Here is a 16,848-nt window from a genome sequence, read left to right as displayed (position 1 = left end):
TCATGGCAGGCAGACGAGGCGACGGATTACTCGTCGTAACCCAGGTTTGGCGCCAGCCAGCGTTCGGTCACGCTGAGGTCCTGGCCTTTACGCGCGGTGTAGCTTTCGACCTGATCCTTGTCGACCTTGCCCACGGCGAAGTATTGCGCCTGTGGGTGGGCAAAGTACCAGCCACTGACGGCGGCGGCCGGGAACATGGCGTAGTGCTCGGTGAGGAACACGCCGCTCTTGCCCGGTGTGTGGATTGGCGCACCTTCAGGCAGCGGGTCGAGCAGGGCGAACAGGGTGCTTTTCTCGGTGTGATCCGGGCAGGCCGGATAACCCGGTGCCGGACGGATACCGACGTATTGCTCCTTGATCAGCGCTTCGTTGTCCAGCTGTTCGTCCGTGGCGTAACCCCAGTATTCCTTGCGCACTTGCTGGTGCAGCCATTCGGCGCAGGCTTCGGCCAGGCGGTCGGCCAGGGCCTTGACCATGATCGAGTTGTAGTCGTCGCCCTTGTCCTGATAGGCCTTGGCCACCTCTTCGGCACCGATACCGGCGGTGGTGATGAAGCCGCCCACATAGTCGGTCACGCCGCTGTCCTTGGGGGCGACGAAGTCGGCCAGGGAGAAGTTCGGCTTGCCATCGGTCTTGATGATCTGCTGGCGCAGGTGATGCAGTTTCGCCAGCGACTGGCCGTCTTCACCGTAGACTTCCAGGTCGTCATCGTTGACCTGGTTGGCAGGCCAGAAACCGAACACCGCGCGGGCACTGATCAGTTTCTCGTCGATCAGCTTGCGCAGCATGGCCTGGGCGTCTGCAAACAGCGCGGTAGCGGCTTCGCCAACCACTTCGTCGGTCAGGATGCGCGGGTATTTGCCGGCCAGATCCCAGGAGATGAAGAACGGCGTCCAGTCGATGTATTCGGCCAGTACGTCCAGATCGATGTCCTCAAGGATCCGCGCACCGGTGAAGGTCGGCTTGACCGGCTGGTAGCTGCTCCAGTCGAACTGCGGCTTCTTGGCTACGGCCGCGCCATAGCTGAGACGTTCGGTGCGGGCGCTGCGCGCCGAGGTGCGCTCGCGGACTTCGATGTACTCCAGGCGGGTCTTCTCGATGAAAGCCGGTTTCAGCTCCTTGGACAGCAGTTGCGTAGCCACACCCACGGCGCGTGAGGCGTCAGTGACGTAGATCACCGCATCGTTGCTGTAGCGTGGCTCGATCTTGACTGCGGTATGCGCCTTGGAAGTGGTGGCACCGCCGATCATCAGCGGCAGGTGGAAGTCCTGGCGCTGCATCTCGCGGGCGACATGGACCATTTCGTCCAGCGACGGAGTGATCAGGCCGGACAGGCCGATGATGTCGCATTTCTCGTCGCGGGCCACTTGCAGGATCTTCTCCGCAGGGACCATGACCCCCAGGTCCACGATGTCATAGCCGTTACAGCCCAGTACCACGCCGACGATATTCTTGCCGATGTCATGCACGTCGCCCTTGACCGTAGCCATCAGGATCTTGCCCTTGGCTTCGGGCTTGTCGCCTTTTTCCAGTTCGATGAACGGGATCAGGTGCGCTACCGCCTGCTTCATCACGCGGGCGGATTTCACCACCTGCGGGAGGAACATTTTCCCCGAGCCGAACAGGTCGCCGACCACGTTCATGCCGGACATCAGCGGGCCTTCGATCACTTCGATCGGGCGCGAGAAGGACTGCCGGGACTCTTCGGTGTCTTCGACGATGTGCGTGGTGATGCCCTTGACCAGCGCGTGTTCGAGGCGCTGGTTGACCGGCCAGCTGCGCCATTCTTCGGTTTCGGCTTCTTTTACGCTGCCGTCGCCCTTGAAGCTGTCGGCAATCGCCAGCAGCGCGTCGGTGCCCTCTTCGGTGCGGTTGAGGACGACATCTTCAACACGCTCGCGCAGTTCGAGCGGGATCTGATCGTAGATTTCCAGCTGGCCGGCGTTGACGATACCCATGCTCAGGCCGTTGCGGATCGCATGCAGCAGGAACACCGAGTGGATCGCTTCACGTACCGGGTTGTTGCCGCGGAACGAGAACGACACGTTGGAGACACCGCCGGAAGTCAGGGCGTACGGCAGTTCGTCACGGATGTAGGCACAGGCATTGATGAAGTCCACAGCATAGTTGTTGTGTTCTTCGATGCCGGTGGCAATGGCGAAGATGTTCGGGTCGAAAATGATGTCTTCCGGCGGGAAGCCGACTTCGTTGACCAGAATGTCGTAGGAACGTTTGCAGATTTCCTTCTTGCGCGCCTCGGTGTCGGCCTGACCGGCTTCGTCGAAGGCCATCACCACCACTGCTGCGCCATAGCGCTTGCACAGTCTGGCGTGATGAATGAACTGCTCGACGCCTTCCTTCATGCTGATGGAGTTGACGATGCCCTTGCCCTGGATGCACTTGAGGCCGGCTTCGATCACATCCCACTTGGAGGAGTCGATCATGATCGGTACGCGCGAGATGTCCGGTTCGCCTGCGATCAGGTTGAGGAAGGTCACCATGGCCTTCTTCGAGTCGAGCATCCCTTCGTCCATGTTGATGTCGATCACTTGGGCGCCGGCTTCGACCTGCTGCAGGGCGACTTCCAGGGCTTCGGTGTAGTTGTCTTCACGGATCAGGCGGGCGAAGCGGGCGGAACCGGTGATGTTGGTGCGCTCGCCGACGTTGACGAACAGCGACTGGCGATCAATGGTGAACGGCTCCAGGCCCGACAGACGGCAAGCCCGTGGAATGTCCGGGATCTGGCGCGGCGCGTAGGCGGCGACGGCTTCGGCAATCGCCTTGATGTGCGCTGGCGTGGTGCCACAGCAGCCGCCGACGATGTTCAGGAAACCGCTCTGGGCGAACTCCTCGATGATTGCTGCGGTCTGGCTGGGCAGTTCGTCGTATTCGCCGAAGGCATTGGGCAGGCCGGCGTTCGGGTGCGCCGAAACGTGGGTGTTGGCCTTGGTCGACAGTTCTTGCAGGTAAGGGCGCAGGTCGCTGGCGCCCAGTGCACAGTTGAGGCCGACGGAGATTGGCTTGGCGTGGCTGATCGAGTTCCAGAAGGCTTCGGTGGTCTGGCCCGACAGGGTGCGGCCCGAGGCGTCGGTGATGGTCCCGGAAATCATGATCGGCAGCTCGAAACCGAGGTCCTCGAACACGCCTTGCACGGCGAAGATCGCCGCCTTGGCATTGAGGGTGTCGAAAATGGTTTCGATCAGGATCAGGTCGGCGCCGCCTTCGATCAGGCCGCGGGTGGCTTCAGTGTAGTTCTCGACCAGCTCATCGAAGGTCACGTTGCGATAGCCGGGGTTATTGACGTCCGGCGACAGGGAGCAGGTGCGGCTGGTCGGGCCGAGCACGCCGGCAACGAAGCGCGGCTTGTCCGGGGTTTCCAGGGTCTTGGCGTCGGCGACCTTGCGCGCCAGACGGGCGCCTTCCACGTTCAGCTCGTAGACCAGTGCTTCCATGCCGTAATCGGCCTGGGACACCTGGGTGGCGTTGAAGGTGTTGGTTTCAAGGATGTCTGCACCGGCATCCAGATAGGCTTTCTCGATGGCGCCGATCACATCCGGGCGGGTCAGGACCAACAGGTCGTTGTTGCCTTTGACATCGCTTGGCCAGTCGGCGAAGCGTTTGCCACGGTAATCCTCTTCTTCGAGCCTGTAGCTCTGGATCATGGTCCCCATGCCGCCATCGAGGATCAGGATCCTCTGTTTCAGTGCGTTGAGAAAAGCTTGATGGCGGGCGCTGCGGTCAGACATGGGGATACCTTGAAAAGGCCGATACAGAAAGGCCGAGATGATACCAAACCGGAGCGCTTTTGGTGTTGATGGCTGCTTTGCATGAAAATAGCTCATGATGAACGGCGCTATCCGCTGTAGAATTGCGCGTTTTTCATTTCAAGGCATTCTGGATATGCTGCGCAGCTCATTGCTAAGCCTCGTTCTGCTGTTGTGTTGCTGTGCGGCCCAGGCTCAGGAAGTGCCTGCAGCCAATATTTCCTATGTGCGCGATATCCAGCCGATCCTGACCCAGAAGTGCGTGGCCTGCCATGCCTGCAACGATGCACCTTGCCAGTTGAACCTGGGCAGCGGTGAGGGAATGAGCCGCGGGGCGAGCAAGACCCCGGTCTATCAGGGCGAGCGCAGCACGGCGATGACGCCTTCGCGACTGTTCTACGATGCCAATGGCACCGATGCCTGGCGTAGCCGGGACTTCTATTCGGTGCTCGATGCCCAGGGCAGTCAGGCGGCCTTGATGGCGCGCATGCTGGAGCTGGGGCGCAGTGCGCCGTTGCCCGCCAACAGCAAGATTCCCGACGACATCGTCCTGGGCCTGAACCGCGAAAACCTCTGCCCGTTGCCCGGAGAGTTCAATGCCTATGCCCAGGCGCATCCCACGGGCGGCATGCCGCTGGCCGTGGCCGGGCTCAGCGACGCCGAGTATCAGACCTTGCAGCGCTGGCTGGCGGCCGGGGCGCCGGTCGAACAGCAGCCGATCATGCCCAATGTCGCCGAAGCGGCGCAGATTGCCGAATGGGAAGCCTTGCTCAACCGTTCCGGCTCGAAACAATCGCTGGTGGCTCGTTGGCTTTATGAGCACCTGTTCCTCGCGCACATCTATTTTGAAGGCGGCGATAACGGGCATTTCTTCCAGTGGGTGCGTTCGCGCACGCCAAGTGGCAAGCCTGTCGACCTGATCGCCACCCGGCGCCCCAATGACGATCCGGGCAATGACTTCTATTACCGGCTGATTCCGGTGCAGGGCGTCATCGTCCACAAGACTCATATCACCTACGCGCTGAGTGCGCAGAAACTGCAGCGGGTCAAGCAGCTGTTCTATAACGCCGACTGGCGTGTGGACTCGTTGCCCGGTTATGGACCGGGACATCGCGCCAATCCGTTCCTGGCCTTCGAGGCCATTCCGGCCCAGGCGCGTTACCAGTTCATGCTCGATAACGCCGAATACTTCGTGCGCACCTTCATTCGCGGGCCGGTATGCCGTGGCCAGATTGCCACCGACGTGATTCGTGATCACTTCTGGGTGCTGTTCCAGGAGCCGGGCCATGACCGTTATATCGTCGATGCGCAGTACCGTGGCCAGGCAACGCCTCTGCTGGCCATGCCGGGACAGAACGACGAAGTCGGCAGTATCCTGAGCCTGTGGCTTTCCTATCGCGATCGTCGCAACCAGTATGAAAACCTGCGCCGCGACAGCTATGCCAGCATGACGCCGCCGAGCTGGTCGACGCTCTGGTCGGGCAACGATAACTCCTTGCTGACGGTATTCCGCCATTTCGACAGCGCATCGGTCAGCAAGGGCCTGATCGGCGATGTGCCGCATTCGCTGTGGCTGTTCGACTTCCCGTTGCTGGAACGCACTTATTACCAGTTGGCGGTGAATTTCGATGTCTACGGCAATATTGCCCATCAGGCGCAGACCCGGCTGTATTTCGACCTGATCCGCAACGGCGCGGAAATCAATTTCATGCGCCTGATGCCTGCCGCCCAGCGCGAAAAAATGCTCGATGACCTGTATCAGAACTCCGGCAAGGTCAAGATGTGGCTGGACTACCAGAGTATCGATGCCGATACCCCAAGCGGCCTGAAGCTCAATGAGCATCGTCCGCGTCAGGACTTCGCCCGCCAGTTGATCGAGCGCGCCGGCACGCTCAACGCTGCGCCGGACCCGATCAACCGTTGCCAGGGCGCGTACTGCTCGCGACCCGGTATCAGCCCGGCCTTTGCCCAGGCGGAACAGGCACTCAGTCGTCTGGTTTCACGCCCGGCGGCGGGCCTCAAGGTTATCGATCAACTGCCTGAAGCCACCATGCTGCGGATCGAGGACGGCACCGGCAAGCGCATGATGTACAGCATGCTGCGCAATCGTGCCCACAGCAACGTGGCGTTCCTGCTGGGCGAGTCCTATCGCTATCAGCCGGGACTCGACAGCCTGACCATATACCCTGGCGTGCTCAGCAGTTATCCGAACTTCATGTTCAATATTGCCGCCAGTGAAGTACCCGCATTTGTCGACGCCATGCAGCAGGTCAAGGATCAGGCCGGGTTCGAGCAGGTCGTGCAGCGCTGGGGTGTGCGCCGCACCCATCCGCAGTTCTGGAACTACTTCCATGACATCAGCCGTTACCTCCAGGAAACCGAACCCCGAGAGGCGGGAGTATTGGATATGAATCGCTACGAAAACTTGTGATCGCTGCTGCAGGCCACGCCAAGCGTGGCCTGCAGCCACTACTGTTTCCTGAACGAAGCAGAATTTTCCCGATCTTTTTTGGCATCTCACTGTCCGACTCATTGCGTGTCCGGCTCGCTTCGAGTTCGGGCTTTGGTTGAAAAGGCAGGTGACAAGAGGTTCGGTGGATGTTGATTTCGGTTCAGGCTTTACGGGCTTTCGCCGCGTGGGTCGTAGTGTGTCATCACTTCATGCAGATTTTTTTCGATTTCAAGGCCAGTGGTCCCATTGGCGAATTCTTTGTTTCCAAGGGCGCGGTGGGCGTCGATATTTTCTTTGTCATCAGCGGGCTGGTGATTTTCCTTTCTACCCATAACAGCGATATGCCAGCCGGGCGTTTCATCCTGCATCGCCTGATCCGTATCGTTCCGGCTTACTGGCTGTATACCGCGGCCATGGGCCTGTTGCTGCTGGTGGCCGCGCCCTGGCTGCCGCATCAGGTGATCGGCTGGCAGAACTTCTTGCTGTCGCTGATCTTCATTCCTTCGGAGAACCCTGGCGGCTATGGTCTGTATCCGACCCTGAACGTCGGCTGGACCTTGAATTACGAGATGCTGTTCTACGTGCTGTTCTCCATGGTGTTTCTGTTCGAGCAGCGCCATCGGCCACTGATCATTGCTGCCGCGCTGTTTGTGGTGACCGAAATACTGGCGCGCAGCGGTTTGATCAGCCGCTTCTACGGCAACGATATCGTCTACGAATTCCTGCTCGGGATCGGCATTGGCATGCTCTATCGCCGGGGCTGGATCAAGGAAGGCTTATGGCTGCCATTGGCGGGGATTGTCGCGGGCATGCTGATGATCCATCACCTGAGCAACGAGCAGCGTTTGCTGAACTGGGGACTGCCCAGCGCCCTGATCGTGCTGTGCGCCATTTCGCTCGAGCCTTACATGCGCGGTAGCCGCTTGCTCAAAACTCTGGGCGATTGTTCCTACTCGGTGTATCTGCTGCATGTACTGGTGCTCTACGGTGGCTTGCTGATGGCGCAGCGCTTTTCCTTGAATCCGTATCTGGTGTTTGCGTTCTGCGTGCCGATCATCGCGATTGGCGCATGGGGCAGTTATGAGTGGATCGAGAAGGCCCTGTATCGTCGCATGAGGCGCAGTCTGGATGCTCGTCAGGAAGGCCGAGAAACGGCAGCGTTATCCTGACAAAAATACTGGGACTTTGTATGCGCATCCGATTGGCGTAAACTGCCGCCAAGTCTGCGAGGAACGTTCATGACCGCTATCACTATTACCGATGCTGCCCACGATTATCTGGCCGATCTGCTGGAAAAGCAGAACACCCCGGGAATCGGCATCCGCGTATTCATTACCCAGCCTGGCACCCAGTACGCTGAAACCTGCATTGCCTACTGCAAGCCGGGCGAAGAAAAGCCTGAAGACAAGGCCATCGGCCTCAAGAGCTTTACCGCCTGGATCGACGGTTTCAGCGAGGCCTTCCTGGACGACGCCGTGGTCGACTACGCCACGGATCGCATGGGTGGCCAGTTGACCATCAAGGCGCCAAACGCCAAGGTGCCGATGGTCAATGCCGACAGCCCGATCAACGAGCGCATCAATTATTACCTGCAAACCGAGATTAACCCCGGGCTCGCCAGCCACGGCGGTCAGGTCACGCTGATTGATGTGATCGAAGAAGAAGAGCGCAATATCGCCGTCTTGCAGTTTGGCGGTGGTTGCCAGGGTTGCGGTCAGGCCGACGTCACCTTGAAGGAAGGCATCGAGCGCACCTTGCTCGAACGCATTCCCGAGCTGGCTGGCGTGCGTGATGTGACCGACCACACCCAGAAAGAAAACGCCTACTACTGAGTCGTTTTCTTCGCGAATGAGCCCCGGTCTATTGTGGGACGGGGCTTGTCTGCGATGTGTTCCGGGTTCGGCCCCGCCTGACGGCGGGGTTCCTTCGTTCCGGCAGTGATTTGCGGCGCCTGCATCATCGCGGCAAAGAGCTTGTGCTTTTGAACCCGGAAATCCCAGGCATCGCCGATTGCGACGTAAGGGAAGGCCGAGCCCGCGTCCCTCAAGGTCTGAACAAATGCGCATGTCCGGCGCGATACAACGATGACTCACTGAACGTATCGCTGGCCAGCACACGCCCAACCAATATCAGCGCCGTACGCCTGAACCCCTTCTCCTGAACCTTCACGCCAATATCCGCCAGCGTGCCCAACACCCAGTCCTGATCCGGCCAACTGGCACGATGAACCACGGCTATCGGACAGTCCGCGCCATAATGCGGTGTCAACTCCTCGACAATTTTCTGCAGGTTATTGACCCCCAGATGAATCGCCATGGTGGCCCGATGCTGAGCCAGGCTGGCCAACTCTTCGCCTGCAGGCATCGAGGTCTTGTCGGCATAGCGGGTCAGGATCACGCTCTGGGAAATATCCGGCAGAGTCAGCTCAGTGCCCAACAGCGCCGCACAAGCCGCCGAGGCAGTCACGCCGGGGATGATTTCAAAGGGAATTCCCAGCTCGCGCAGACAACGAATCTGCTCACCAATGGCGCCATACAGGCTCGGGTCGCCAGAATGCACGCGAGCCACATCCTGGTCCTGTTCATGAGCAGATTTCATCAAGGCGATGATCTGCTCCAGATGCAATTCGGCACTATTGACCACCTGAACGGCCTGATTACCTTCCAGCACGGCCACCGGCACCAGCGAGCCAGCATAAATGATCACCGGGCAACGATGGATCAGTCGCTGGCCTTTGACAGTGATCAGGTCCGGGTCGCCAGGGCCGGCACCGATGAAAAAGACGGTCAAGGGATTCTCCAGAATCGAGCGGGATGAATGAGCGTGGATTATCAGCCCTGTACAGGCGCGGATGCCAAGGCAAATGTTGCCCGGGCGCTTTTCTGACGCTCGATCAGCAGGATGGCCGGGCCGGTTCCCGCTTGCCCGGCCAGGGCCAGTGCGGCGCTTTCGGCCACGCCATAACAGCCGGTATGCTCGAAAGCCACTGCTGAGCGATGGGTCAGGTGCGACTCGTATTCTGCCAGTTGCGCAGCACTGAAGAAGATCAATGGCACGGACAAACGCTCAGCCAGTTCCAGCACGCCCGGTTCGTCCTGTTTGAGATCAATGCAGGCGAGGGCGGTGATGGCGTCGAGATCCAGGCCATGCGCTTTCAGGCTGTCCTGCATCAGTTCCAGCAGATGCGTGGCCGGGCAGCCGCGCTGGCAGCCAAGGCCTGCCACCAATGTCGGGCCGGGTTGTATGAACGCATGATCAGGCATACAGATCGACATCACCCCGTGCGGGCACCGGTAAAAAGTCGATCAGGAGAGCATGGGCGGCCCTGCATCGTCAATCTGAACGATTGACCTGCCTTCGGCCACTGCGTAGCCTTGCGCACTTGAGGTTCTTTACCCGTCCGCGAGGGGTAAAGCTAAGACGGGAATGCGGTCCAAGCCGCAGCTGCCCCCGCAACTGTAAGCGGTCATATTCATCGCACAGCCACTGCGCAAGCGGGAAGGCGCGATGAATGCCTGTCGGAACACTGCCGACAGGCTGCCGCAAGCCAGGAGACCTGCCTCGAACCGGGCCACAGGCCCACGAATTCTCACTACAACCGGGCGGGGTGATCCGGTGGCGATTCGATCCGTGCGCAGTGCACGGTTCTCGTCCTGCTTGCCCGCCGTATTGCCAAAGGGCATCCGATGAAAACACTGGCCAAACTTCCTGTCACCATCGTTACCGGCTTTCTGGGCTCGGGTAAGACCACGTTGTTGCGGCACATGCTCGATAACGCCGAAGGACGGCGTATCGCGGTGATCGTCAACGAGTTCGGCGAGCTGGGTATCGACGGCGAAATCCTCAAGCAGTGCACCATCGGCTGTAGCGAGGAAGAGGCCACCGGCCGGGTTTATGAACTCGCCAATGGCTGCCTGTGCTGCACGGTCCAGGAAGAGTTCTTCCCGGTGATGCGTGAGCTGGTGGCGCGTCGCGGCGACCTGGACCATATCCTGATCGAAACTTCCGGTCTGGCGCTGCCCAAGCCGCTGGTCCAGGCTTTCCAGTGGCCGGAAATCCGCAACGCCTGCACCGTCGATGCGGTGATCACCGTGGTCGACAGCCCGGCAGTTGCCGCTGGCACCTTCGCTGCGTTCCCGGATCAGGTGGACGCCCAGCGCAAGCTCGACCCGAACCTGGATCATGAGTCCCCGCTGCATGAACTGTTCGCCGACCAATTGGCCAGCGCCGACCTGGTGATTCTCAACAAGGCCGACATGATCGATGCCGAAGGTCTGGCTGCGGTGCGTGCCGAAGTCGCCGAAGAGCTGCCGCCAGCGGTCAAGGTCATCGAAGCCAGCAATGGCCGCCTGCCAATCAATGTACTGCTGGGCCTCGGCGCCGAGTCGGAACTGCACATCGATGGCCGCAAGACGCACCATGACCATCACGACGACGAAGATCATGACGATCACGATCATGATGCCTTCGATTCGATTTCCATCAAATTGCCACAGGCCGAGGAAAGCCTGCTGCTCGATGCCTTGACGCAACTGGTGGTCAAGCACGGCATCCTGCGGGTCAAGGGCTTCGCCGCGATTCCCGGCAAACCGATGCGCCTGCTGATCCAGGGCGTGGGGACACGCTTCGACAAGCATTTCGACCGCGCCTGGCGTGCCGGGGAAGAGCGCGTTACCAATCTGGTGCTGATCGGTCAGGAGCTGGACGCCGCCGCGCTGGAAGCCCAGCTCAATGCTGCGCTCGCCGGCTGACCCATGCACCTGCTGAGAACCCAGCCGGGTGGTTTCGTACCCGACGACAGCATTGCCGACCTGGGCCAGACGCCGGCCGAGCTGGTGATTCTCTGTAGCGGCGATTCGAGCCTGGCGCTGCTGGCCGAAGCGGCGCAGCAACTGCCCGACGATTATCCGAGCCTGCGCCTGGCCAACCCGATGCAGGTGCAGAATCATGCGTCGGTGGATCTGTACGTCGATGAAGTGCTGCGCCATGCCAGAGTCATTCTGATTTCCCTGCATGGCGGCATCGGCTACTGGCGCTACGGCGTCGAGCGCCTGATGGAACTGGCGGCGCGTGGCGTGCAGGTGATCCTGGTGCCGGGCGACGACCGTCCGGATCCGGAACTGAGCGACCTGAGTACCGTCCCTGCCCAGGCGCGGGACCGACTCTGGCAGTTCCTGCGCCAGGGCGGCCTGCACAATGCGCTGGAACTGTATCGCTGTCTGGCCAGTAGCTGGCTCGAGCGCGATTATCCTTGGGCCGAACCACGGCCACTGCCGCGTACGGCGATCTATCACCCACGTCAGTCCGCTGCCGGACTGCAGGACTGGCAGGCCGACTGGGTTGCCGGGCAGCCGGTGGTGGCGCTGTTGTTCTATCGCTCTCACCTGCAGGCGGCCAATACCGGGTTTATCGATGTGTTCTGCCAGCGTTTGCAGGCTGAAGGGCTCAATCCGTTGCCGATTGCGCTGGCCAGCCTCAAGGAGCCCGGTTGCCTGACCAGGGTCGAAGACTGGCTGGACGAAGTCGAGGCCGAGCTGATCCTCAATACCACCGGTTTTGCCCAGTCCAGTCCGGAAGCGCCACATCTGCGCCCGTTTCGCCGCAATGTGCCGGTGATCCAGGCGATTTGTGCCCAGGACAACCAGCCTGCCTGGCAAGCCAGCGAGCAGGGGCTTGGTGCACGGGATCTGGCGATGCACATTGCCTTGCCGGAACTGGACGGGCGGATCATCAGTCGGCCGATCAGTTTCAAGGATCTGGCCTGGCACAGTGAGCGCAGCCAGTCGGATGTGGTCTGCTATCGCGCTCACCCCGAACGCATGGACTTCGTGGCGCAACTGGCGCGGCGCTGGATCGAACTGGCGCGTCTGCCCAATGCCGACAAGCGCGTGGCGCTGATTCTGGCCAACTACCCGACCCGCGATGGCCGGATCGGTAACGGTGTCGGGCTGGACACCCCCGCTGCGGCGCTGAATATCCTGCGCGCCATGCAGGACGAGGGTTATCCGCTGGCGCCGCTGCCAGAAAGTGGAACAGAACTGATTCAGCAATTGCTCGGTGGCGTTACCAACGACCTGGACAGCATCGACCTGCGTCCATGCCAGCAAAGCATGGCGCTGGATGAGTATCTGCAAGCCTTCGACGCCTTGCCTCAGGCCAGCCGCGATGCGGTGAATGGCCGCTGGGGCGCGCCGCAGAATGATCCGATGTTCCGCGGCGGGCGAATGATGGTTGCCGGTATCCGCTTCGGCCTGACCTTTGTCGGTATCCAGCCGGCGCGTGGTTATCAGGTTGATCCGAGTGCGGTCTACCACGATCCCGATCTGGTACCGCCGCATGGTTATCTGGCGTTCTATTTCTGGTTGCGCAAGGCTTATGGCGCGCATGCGGTGTTGCATGTAGGCAAGCATGGCAACCTGGAATGGCTGCCGGGCAAGGGTGTCGGGCTGTCGCAAGACTGCTGGCCGGATGCTGTGCTGGGCGCGATGCCGAATATCTATCCGTTCATCGTCAACGATCCGGGCGAGGGCGCCCAGGCCAAGCGCCGCACCCAGGCCGTGATCATCGATCACCTGATGCCGCCGCTGACCCGTGCCGAAACCTATGGCCCGCTGCGCAATCTGGAACTGCTGGCCGACGAATACTACGAAGCGCAACTGCTCGATCCGCGCCGAGCCATCGAGTTGCAGCGCGACATTCTCAAGCTGGTACGCGAAACCCGTATCGACCGCGAACTGGCGCTGGATGAAGGCATCGACAGCGATGCCGATGCGGCTATCTGGCTGCCTCGTCTGGACACTTATCTGTGCGATTTGAAAGAGTCGCAGATTCGCGATGGCCTGCATGTTTTCGGTCAGTCTCCACAAGGCCGACTGCGCATCGACACGTTGCTGGCGCTGCTGCGCATTCCACGTGGAGACGGGCGCGGCGCGCAATCCAGCCTGTTGCGGGCGCTGGCCCAGGCTTTTGCGCTGGGTTTCGATCCGCTGGATTGTGAACTGGCCGAACCCTGGAGTGGCGTGCGCCCGACAGCATTGCTCGCGGTGAGCGACGATCCATGGCGCAGCACCGGCGATACCCGTGAGCGCCTGGAGTTATATGCCGCCACCTTGATCGAAGGCGTTGTTCAAGGTCAGGCCATCAATGAGCTTCCCGAAAGCCAGGAACTGCAACTGATCGTCGAGCATTTGCGGGAAGTGGTCGCGCCGCGCCTGGATGCCTGCGGTCCCGAAGAAATGCGTGGCCTGCTGGATGCCCTGAGTGGCCGCTTCGTTCCGGCCGGTCCCAGTGGCGCGCCGAGTCGCGGGCGGCTGGATGTGCTGCCGACCGGCCGCAATTTTTTCAGCGTCGATGTCCGCAACCTGCCGACCACCACGGCCTGGCGGATCGGCTTCCAGTCGGCAAACCTGCTGCTGGAGCGCCATCTTCAGGATCATGGCGACCATCTGCGCCAGCTCGGCCTGTCGGTCTGGGGTACGGCCACCATGCGTACTGGCGGCGACGATATTGCTCAGGCCATGGCCTTGATGGGCGTACGCCCGGTGTGGGCGACCGGCAGCCAGCGGGTCGACGATTTCGAGATCCTGCCGCTGAGTCTGCTGGACCGCCCGCGAGTAGACGTGACCTTGCGGGTTTCCGGTTTCTTCCGCGATGCCTTTGCCAACCTGATCCGCCTGTTCGACGCCGCGGTGCAGGCCGTGGCGGCGCTCGATGAACCGGACGATCAGAATCCACTGGCCGCCCGGGTTCGTGAAGAACGGCGCAGTTTTCAGGCGTCCGGGCTGAGCGAAGACGAAGCAGCCCGGCAGGCCGGCTGGCGGATCTTCGGCGCCAAGCCCGGTGCCTATGGCGCCGGCGTGCAAGGCGCGATTGACGGACGCCTGTGGCAGAGTCGTGATGATCTGGCCGAGGTCTATCTGAACTGGGGCGGCTATGCCTACGGTGCGGCCGATGAAGGCACGCCGGCCCGCCAGCAGTTCGCGCAACGGCTTTCGCAGGTTCAGGCGGTGGTGCAGAACCAGGATAACCGCGAGCACGACCTGCTGGATTCCAACGACTACTACCAGTTTCAGGGTGGCATGCTGGCCGCTGCGCAAAGCCTCAGTGGCCAGCAGCCCGCCAGTTACCATGGCGACCACAGCCAGCCGGATCTGCCGAAGATTCGCACCCTCAAGGAAGAGCTGAATCGGGTTATCCGCAGTCGTGCGGCCAATCCGAAGTGGATCGAGGGCGTCAAGCGCCACGGTTATAAAGGCGCGTTTGAAATGGCCGCGACCGTGGACTTTCTGTTCGCCTTTGACGCCACCACTGAACTGATCGACGACCATCAATATGCGCTGCTGGCCGATGCCTATCTGCTGGATCCATCGACCCGCCAATTCATCCGGCAGCATAATCCCGATGCCTTGCGCGACATGACCGAGCGCATGCTCGAAGCCCAGCAACGCGGCCTCTGGCAAGAGCCGGGCGAGTACCGCGAAGCGCTGGAAGATCTGTTGCTGGATATAGAAGAGAACTGATGACTGTGCCTGACCCAAGCATGAGCGACCTCCCGCACTTTCCCCTGGCAGCGGTGGTCGGTGCCGACGAGTTGAAACTGGCCCTGTGCCTGACGGCCATCGACCCCAGAATTGGCGGCGTGCTGATCGAAGGGCCACGCGGCATGGCCAAGTCGACCCTGGCCCGTGGTCTTGCGGATCTGTTGGCCAGCGGGCAGTTCGTCACCTTGCCGCTGGGCGCTACCGAAGAGCGACTGGTCGGCACTCTGGACCTGGATGCGGCCCTGTCTGAGAGTCGCGCCCGGTTTTCGCCGGGCGTGCTGGCCAAGGCCGACGGCGGCGTGCTGTATGTCGACGAAGTCAATCTGCTCGCCGATCATCTGGTCGACCTGTTGCTCGATGTCGCTGCCAGCGGCACCAATCTGGTGGAGCGCGACGGCATTTCCCACCGGCATGCGGCGCGCTTCGTACTGATCGGCACCATGAACCCGGAAGAGGGCGAATTGCGCCCGCAACTGCTGGATCGCTTTGGCTTGAACGTGGCCTTGAGCGGACAGACATTGCCGACCGAGCGCGGGCAGATCATTCGCCGACGCCTGGATTTCGATGCCGACCCTCAAGGCTTCTGCCGGCAGTGGCAGGAAGCACAGCAAGCGTTGCAGCAGCGCTGCGAAACAGCTCGTGCCCTGTTGCCGTCCATCGAGCTGGATGATCGGGCGCTGGGGCTGATTACCGAGCGCTGTTTCGCTGCAGGCGTGGATGGCATGCGTGCCGATCTGGTCTGGCTGCGCGCTGCGCGGGCGCATGCCGCATGGCGGGGTGCCAGTGAGATCGACGAGCAGGATATCGATGCTGTGGCCGAGTTCGCCTTGCGGCACCGGCGCCGTGATCCAGCGCCCCCGGCACAGAGTCCTGAAACCCCACCGCCTGGCCAGACCAGCCCGCAAAAGCCGCAGCCTGAAAGCGGGCAGGGCAACTGGGGTGAATTGCCTGCCCAGCCAATGCCCACCGGGGCGCGTCGCGAAGTGCCGAGCTGGCCAAAAAAGCCTTAGGCATCCGTCCCCGTTCTGCGCAGGGGGCGGATGCCAGCCCCCGTCCGGGCAGGCTGGATTCGGGGCGGCACGGCGCAGCGCGATCGGGTATCGACGGTGCAATCGCCTGGCTGCCGACGCTGCTGCGCGGTCGTCCGCAAAACCGTCATGATCTGGTGCGTCAGCCGCGCAGCAGTCGGCCCATGGAGTTGCTGCTGGTGATTGTCGATGCCTCAGCCTCGACCCGCCGTCATCAGGCATTGAGTCAGGCCAAGGGCGTACTGGTCGAAATGTTCGACGATGCCTATCGACGCCGTGCCCGGCTGGCACTGTTGACCGCCAGCGGCAACGCTCCGCGCTGGCAGCATCAGGGGCTCAAGGCTTCGGCTGCACTACGGCCATGGCTGGATGCACTGGGCGCTGGTGGCGGAACGCCGTTGCTGGCCGCCATCGAGCAGGCTGCGCAATGGTTGAAACTGCGCCACAAGCGTTATCCCGCCGAACGGCAGCGTGTGCTGATCCTGACCGATGGCCGGCTAAAGGACATATCTGAGTGTGCGGCTCTGGAGTGCGAAAGCCTGTTGATCGATATCGAGAAAGGGCCGATTCGGCTGGGTCGTGCGCGGGAGCTGGCGGACAGGCTGGGTGCCGGTTATCGACACATAGATGAGCTTGCCGCCCTCCGGTAGGAGCGGATTTATCCGCGAAGAAGGTTTGATCACCGTTTTTCGCGAATAAATTCGCTCCTGCATGGAGCGGAGCGAAGTGCTGTCAGGCCGGCATGGTCCACGGCTTTAGGCTGTAGCCTTCGCTGCTTATTTCGGCACGGGCCTCTTCCAGAGCGCTGGCAAGTTGCACAGGATCGGAATAAGCGCTGCTCGGGATTTGTTTACGACCAATACTTGCGCAGGTGCGGTCTATCACTGTCAGGCTGAGTTCGCCGCTTCCGGCCTGGGCTGCCCAGGCAACACACTGGAAAGGTTCAAAAGCGTGTCCAGCGATCAGAAGTGCATCGTTGAAGCGCAGTGGGGCGTTCATTTTAAATTCCTCAAAATGCCCATATCAGTCCAGTCACGTCGGCGGGCTTACCGTTCGGCTGGTTA

The 16,848-nt window shown here is 61.3% G+C and carries 11 protein-coding genes and 1 riboswitch; of the genes, 7 read left to right on the top strand and 4 right to left on the bottom strand.

Features of this window, described 5'->3' with window-relative positions; all coding sequences use genetic code 11:
• Window positions 1–26 precede the first annotated feature (26 nt).
• Complete coding sequence (gene metH / locus ALQ04_RS09220) at window positions 27–3,746, bottom strand: methionine synthase (protein ID WP_122315434.1); 3,720 nt, start codon at window positions 3,744–3,746, stop codon at window positions 27–29.
• A gap of 316 nt (window positions 3,747–4,062) precedes the next feature.
• Between metH and ALQ04_RS09215 the strand changes: the two genes are divergently transcribed.
• The 3 genes from ALQ04_RS09215 to nfuA all read left to right on the top strand — a co-directional run bounded on the left by ALQ04_RS09215 (window position 4,063) and on the right by nfuA (window position 8,048).
• Window positions 4,063–6,195: a fatty acid cis/trans isomerase gene (locus tag ALQ04_RS09215; protein WP_183142142.1), complete on the top strand. Its 2,133-nt coding sequence runs from the start codon at window positions 4,063–4,065 to the stop codon at window positions 6,193–6,195.
• A 167-nt stretch (window positions 6,196–6,362) separates the two neighbouring features.
• The gene (locus ALQ04_RS09210; RefSeq protein ID WP_122315433.1) at window positions 6,363–7,385 is read left to right on the top strand and encodes an acyltransferase; all 1,023 of its coding nucleotides are present in this window, start codon (window positions 6,363–6,365) and stop codon (window positions 7,383–7,385) included.
• A 69-nt stretch (window positions 7,386–7,454) separates the two neighbouring features.
• Window positions 7,455–8,048, top strand: a complete 594-nt coding sequence (gene nfuA / locus ALQ04_RS09205; RefSeq protein WP_122315432.1) for a Fe-S biogenesis protein NfuA — start codon at window positions 7,455–7,457, stop codon at window positions 8,046–8,048.
• Between the two features lie 211 nt (window positions 8,049–8,259).
• On the opposite strand, the gene cobM is transcribed toward nfuA, so the two are convergent.
• Both cobM and ALQ04_RS09190 read right to left on the bottom strand, forming a co-directional pair.
• Window positions 8,260–9,006 carry a precorrin-4 C(11)-methyltransferase gene (gene cobM / locus ALQ04_RS09195; protein WP_122315430.1) on the bottom strand — a complete coding sequence of 249 codons (747 nt, stop codon included), beginning with the start codon at window positions 9,004–9,006 and terminating at the stop codon, window positions 8,260–8,262.
• A 41-nt stretch (window positions 9,007–9,047) separates the two neighbouring features.
• Window positions 9,048–9,491 carry a cobalamin biosynthesis protein gene (locus tag ALQ04_RS09190; protein WP_122315429.1) on the bottom strand — a complete coding sequence of 148 codons (444 nt, stop codon included), beginning with the start codon at window positions 9,489–9,491 and terminating at the stop codon, window positions 9,048–9,050.
• Between the two features lie 93 nt (window positions 9,492–9,584).
• Window positions 9,585–9,795: riboswitch (cobalamin riboswitch) on the top strand.
• 107 nt (window positions 9,796–9,902) lie between these two features.
• Between ALQ04_RS09190 and cobW the strand changes: the two genes are divergently transcribed.
• Genes cobW through ALQ04_RS09170 form a run of 4 tightly spaced genes read left to right on the top strand, consistent with a single transcriptional unit; the run spans window position 9,903 to window position 16,434 of the window.
• The gene (cobW, locus tag ALQ04_RS09185) at window positions 9,903–10,967 is read left to right on the top strand and encodes a cobalamin biosynthesis protein CobW (RefSeq protein WP_122315428.1); all 1,065 of its coding nucleotides are present in this window, start codon (window positions 9,903–9,905) and stop codon (window positions 10,965–10,967) included.
• Between the two features lie 3 nt (window positions 10,968–10,970).
• A complete protein-coding gene (gene cobN, locus ALQ04_RS09180; RefSeq protein ID WP_122315427.1) occupies window positions 10,971–14,735 on the top strand; it encodes a cobaltochelatase subunit CobN in 3,765 nt (1,254 codons plus the stop codon).
• Window positions 14,735–15,766: an ATP-binding protein gene (locus ALQ04_RS09175; RefSeq protein WP_122315426.1), complete on the top strand. Its 1,032-nt coding sequence runs from the start codon at window positions 14,735–14,737 to the stop codon at window positions 15,764–15,766. The genes cobN and ALQ04_RS09175 overlap by 1 nt, the downstream gene beginning before the upstream one ends.
• Before the next feature lie 53 nt (window positions 15,767–15,819).
• Entirely contained in the window at window positions 15,820–16,434 is a 615-nt protein-coding gene (locus ALQ04_RS09170; RefSeq protein ID WP_122315425.1) for a VWA domain-containing protein, read from the top strand.
• Window positions 16,435–16,516: 82 nt separating this feature from the next.
• Here ALQ04_RS09170 and ALQ04_RS09165 read toward each other — a convergent pair whose 3' ends face one another.
• Window positions 16,517–16,783, bottom strand: coding sequence for a hypothetical protein (locus ALQ04_RS09165; RefSeq protein WP_122315424.1), 267 nt, complete (start codon window positions 16,781–16,783; stop codon window positions 16,517–16,519).
• Window positions 16,784–16,848 lie beyond the last annotated feature (65 nt).

It is taken from the genome of Pseudomonas cichorii, assembly GCF_003700275.1.
GTDB classification, from domain to species: domain Bacteria; phylum Pseudomonadota; class Gammaproteobacteria; order Pseudomonadales; family Pseudomonadaceae; genus Aquipseudomonas; species Aquipseudomonas cichorii_B.
Note: the sequence above shows the minus strand (reverse complement) of the source record. Positions and strands in the feature narration are given on the sequence as shown.